General features: G+C 35.6%; 3 protein-coding genes. 2 read left to right on the top strand and 1 reads right to left on the bottom strand.

Annotation, left to right across the window (positions count from 1 at the left end):
- Nucleotides 1-880, bottom strand: an 880-nt coding sequence (locus tag EXE29_RS16990; RefSeq protein WP_120365105.1) for a hypothetical protein, incomplete at its 3' end; no start/stop codon positions are given.
- 197 nt (nucleotides 881-1,077) lie between these two features.
- Between EXE29_RS16990 and EXE29_RS16995 the strand changes: the two genes are divergently transcribed.
- Nucleotides 1,078-3,840, top strand: a complete 2,763-nt coding sequence (locus tag EXE29_RS16995; protein ID WP_120365104.1) for a type I restriction-modification system subunit M — start codon at nucleotides 1,078-1,080, stop codon at nucleotides 3,838-3,840.
- Between the two features lies 1 nt (nucleotide 3,841).
- Nucleotides 3,842-4,928: restriction endonuclease subunit S (locus EXE29_RS17000; protein WP_130125676.1), on the top strand; the 1,087-nt coding region annotated here is incomplete at its 3' end.

The following is a 4,928-nucleotide window of genomic DNA, read 5'->3' on the forward strand; positions in this document are numbered from 1 at the left end:
CTGAAAACATATGTACAACGGTAGCAAAAATATTATTTTGAACGACATCAATAGTTGTTTGAATTTTAACATCTTCATTGTCAATTTTTAATTTTTTTCCAGTGGCGTCAGTACCAAGAAGTATAATATTTTGGTTGCCTTGTATAGTTGCTTTATTAGCTTCTTTCGCAATAACTTTTTGGTTTAAACCTTTGTTATTAGTAATTTCAAATTTTCCTTGACCTCCGGCTTCATCTGAAGTTTCTTGCATTTGACGGAACATATCCTCTCCATCAATTTCAGAATTACGATCATTGAGAATAAATGTAACTTTTTTCAACTTATTGAATAAGTATATATTCTCATTTAAAGTTTTTTGGTTGGTCAGCGGAGTCAGTGTCAGCTCAACAATTGGGAATTCTTTTAAAAAGGGATTTCTTTCTTCTTTCGGTAAACTATCTTTATAATTAATTTGTTCATTTCTTAAAAAATATGACAATGTACTTCTAAAATTTTCTGGAGTTGGAGCATATTTCGTTTCAGCAGCATAAAGTAATCTATGGTTGTTTAAAATTAAAGCAAAAATCGCAGAAGGTGCCGAATCAAGTTTTTTCTTATCTTTTACTAACTTTCCAGCTGCATCACGATACTGCTCACGTTCAAGTTTGGTCTGTTTAACAAATCGGCCAACTAAAGCAAGAGTATTTTTCTCCCCTAGGATATCGTCACCTAGATTCACCAATGAAACTTCATCAAAATAGAAATTACTTTTGCCAGCTTTTCGATTTTTGTTTTTGAAAAATGAAGGCTCCACAACTTCTTTATATAAGTCTAATAAATTGTGATCCCCAAATTTACATACTAAATTTGCTATTTCTAAGTTTTTTTCTAAAGTTGCCATATTGTGAGTATTATTCAAGTTAAATGCATGAAAATATTATATTAAATTTAATGAATTATAAAACACTTTAAAATTATAAATATTTCTTATTTGACGGTTCTTATTGAGAATACCCCCCAAATCAACGAAAATACAGGCATCATAAGCCTTCTGGTCATTAAAGGCTTTAACCTTATTTAAGAACTGTAGACAACCCTATGAACAAACAACAACTTGCTTCTAAAATCTGGGAATCAGCCAATAAAATGCGCTCAAAGATTGAGGCGAATGAATATAAAGACTATATCCTAGGGTTCATGTTCTACAAGTTTCTCTCTGATAAAGAATTAAGTTTTTTAGAAGCCAATGACTTTGCACAGTCAGATATTGAAGCACTGACAGAAGAAGATGCTGAAACCGTAGAATTTATTAAAAATGGTATCGGTTATTTCATTGCTTATGATGACCTGTTCTCAACATGGCTCAATAAAGGCTTAGACTTTACCGTTGCTGATGTCCGTGATGCGCTATCCGCTTTCTCACGTCACATTCATAGCTCTCACAAAAAAGTGTTTGATGGCATCTTTAAGACATTAGAGACAGGTCTAAGTAAATTAGGCGATAACTCAAATAGCCAGACCAAAGCGATCAGTGACTTGTTGCAACTGATCAAAGTCATTCCAATGAATAACAAGCAAGACTATGACGTGCTTGGTTTCATTTATGAATACTTAATTGGGTCTTTTGCTGCCAATGCAGGTAAAAAAGCAGGTGAGTTCTATACACCGCACGAAGTTTCAGTCCTCATGTCTGAAATTATTGCGCATCATTTAAAAGACCAGCCTGAAATCAAAATTTACGATCCAACAAGTGGTTCGGGGTCATTGCTGATTAATATTGGTAGTTCTGTGGCGAAGCATGTCAATGATGCCAATAAAATCAAATACTACGCACAAGAATTAAAAGAGAATACCTATAACTTAACCCGTATGAACTTGGTGATGCGTGGTATTTTACCTGCCAATATTGTGGCGAGAAATGCCGATACTTTAGAAGATGACTGGCCATTTTTTGAAGACAATGATCCCATCAATACTTACGAACCACTCTATGTAGATGCAGTGGTATCGAATCCACCATATTCACAAGCCTGGGATCCAGCAAATAAAGATGCAGACCCTCGATACAAAGAATTCGGTTTAGCCCCTAAAACTAAGGCGGATTATGCGTTCTTGTTGCATGATTTATATCATTTAAAACCAAATGGCATTATGGCGATTGTCTTACCACATGGCGTATTGTTCCGTGGCGGTGAAGAAGAGCGTATACGTACCAATTTAATTAAGAAAAACCACATTGATGCGATTATTGGTTTACCTGCCAATATTTTCTTTGGTACAGGTATTCCAACGGTCATCCTTATTTTAAAACAACAACGTCCAACTACAGACGTGTTGATTGTTGATGCATCTAAAGGCTTTGTGAAGCTCGGTAAAAACAACCATCTTCAAGCATCGAATATTAAGAAAATTGTCGATGCTGTGATTGAGCGTAAAGATGTTGAGCAGTTCTCACGTCTAGTGACGCAAAAAGAAATTCAGGATCAGGGCTACAACCTGAATATTCCTCGTTATGTAGACTCTTCAGCAACGGCTGAAACATGGGATATCTATGCCACGATGTTTGGCGGTATTCCGAAAAAAGAAATTGATGCGCACAGTGCATATTGGAAGGCATTCCCACAATTACGCCAAGACTTATTTACAGAAAGCGATACGCCTTACGTGAATTTGGCGACAACTGAAATTAGCCAAGCGATTCACAGCCATCAAGATGTGAAGGGCTTTGTGACTCAGTTTAATACCGCATTTGCTGATTTTAAGGATTACTTAAAAGGCGAACTCATTGGCAAAATGCAAAGCTTGCATATTGCTCAACAAGAAAATGTTTTAAGTAAAGACATATTTAAACGTTTAGCTGATATTCCATTGGTGGATAAATATCAGGCTTACCAAGCTTTAGATGACCAATGGCAAGGTATTGCAGGTGATTTGGAGATTATTCAATCTGAAGGTTTGGATGCTGCCAAAATCGTTAATCCAAATATCGTGATTAAAAAGAAAGATGGTAAAGAGCATGAAGTACAAGAAGGTTGGGTAGGCTATGTATTGCCATTTGATCTTGTACAGCAGCGTTTATTGTCTAAAGAGTTGGAAGCATTAAAAGCCAAAGAGCGTGAACTTGCAGAAGACAGTGCAGAGATTGAGTCTTTGATGGAGTCTTTATCTGAAGAAGATAAAGAGCAATTGTTAAATGAAGCCAATGATGCCTTTGTGCCTGCTGAAATTGCTAAAGCCTTGAAGCAAGCGTATGCCGAAATTGAAACGCCTGAAATTGTGGCACTCAATGAGTATCTTGAGTTTTTAGCTACAGATCCAAAGCCTAAAAAGCCCCCAAAAGAGCAGTTTGTAAAAGACCATGCAGAAGTGCAATGGTCAAATATTGAAGCGAATAAAGACGGTACTTATGCGGCACCAAAAGTTAAAGCGTATTTAAAGCAATTGCGCTCAGGCTTTAGTTTTGAAGAAGGCAGTTTAGAGGCAACTTTGGTACAGGTCGATGAATTACTTGCACAAGAGAAAGAGTTAAAAGCACAGATTAGTAAAGACGAAACTGTACTGCATCTTTTAACCAAATCTACCATTGAAGCTTTAGAAGATGCTCAAGTTAAAGCATTGTTAGAAGCGAAGTGGGTTGAACCGATTGTTTCTGCGATTTTGGCATTGCCGAATGAAGTGATTGAGCATTTGACTGATACGGTACAGGCATTAGCAGATAAGTATGCAGTAACCTATACGGAAACTACGCAGAAGCTGACAGAAGCAGAGCATAGCCTTGCAGACTTGATTGATGACTTAACAGGTGATGAGTTTGATATGCAAGGTTTGGCTCAGTTTCAAGCATTGTTAAAAGGGGTGTAATGTGGAAAATCAAAAATGCCCTGAAGTGAGATTTAAAAAATTTGATAGATTATGGGATTCCAAACTTATTGAGGACATACTCAAAATTAAAAGTGGTATGTCTCAAAAGAATGTTGAAGTAGAAAAAGGTATCTATCCAATTTTAGCTACTGGTGGTGAAATTGGCAGAACAAATACAGCACTTTATGATAAAGAAAGTGTACTTATTGGTCGAAAAGGTACGATTGATAAGCCGTACTATATGAATTCACCCTTTTGGACTGTAGATACTTTATTTTATTCTGAATTATCTTCAGAAGTAGTAGGATATTTCGTATATTCGATTTTTCAAAAAATTAATTGGCGCCATCATAATACTTCGACGGGTGTTCCTAGTCTTACAAGTTCAGCAATCCATGCGATAGAAATTAATATTCCTGATAAAACAGAACAAGGGCAAATAGGTAACTTCTTCCAAAACCTTGATGAGTCCATTGCATTACATGAAAAAAAACTAGCTCAAACCCAAAACTTTAAAAAAGCGATGTTAGAAAAAATGTTTCCGAAACAGGGGAGTAAGCGTCCTGAAATTCGTTTAAAAGGGTTTAGTGGGGATTGGGAAAAGAAAAAATTAGAAAATGAAGTAGAGTTTTTTAGTGGATTAACTTATTCACCAAATGACATTACTGATAAAAATGGAACTTTAGTATTAAGATCATCAAACGTACATGATAATCAGATTGTTACTGAAAATAATGTATATGTAGATAATGAAGCCATTAATGTTCAGAATGTTGAAGTTGGAGACATTATAGTTGTAGTCAGAAATGGTTCAAGAAACCTTATAGGTAAGCATGCTGTTATCAATGAAAAAATGGAAAATACCGTTATTGGTGCTTTTATGACAGGAGTGAAAGCGTCTAATCCATATTTCATTAATGCTTTATTTGATACAAATCTGTTTGATGTCGCTGTTAGTCGAAATCTAGGCGCTACTATTAATCAGATTACTACGGCAATGTTTAAAGAAATGGAATTTAGTTTCCCAAATGAAGATGAACAGATTGCACTAGGTCAGTTTTTTCAAAAAATTGATGAAACATGTCTAT

This window comes from Acinetobacter sp. WCHAc060006 (genome assembly GCF_004209135.1).
GTDB classification, from domain to species: domain Bacteria; phylum Pseudomonadota; class Gammaproteobacteria; order Pseudomonadales; family Moraxellaceae; genus Acinetobacter; species Acinetobacter cumulans.

What these genes read in the sequence shown, in the direction of transcription:
- EXE29_RS16995 (WP_120365104.1), top strand. Translation starts at nt 1,078, where the DNA reads ATGAACAAACAACAACTTGCTTCTAAAATCTGGGAATCAGCCAATAAA.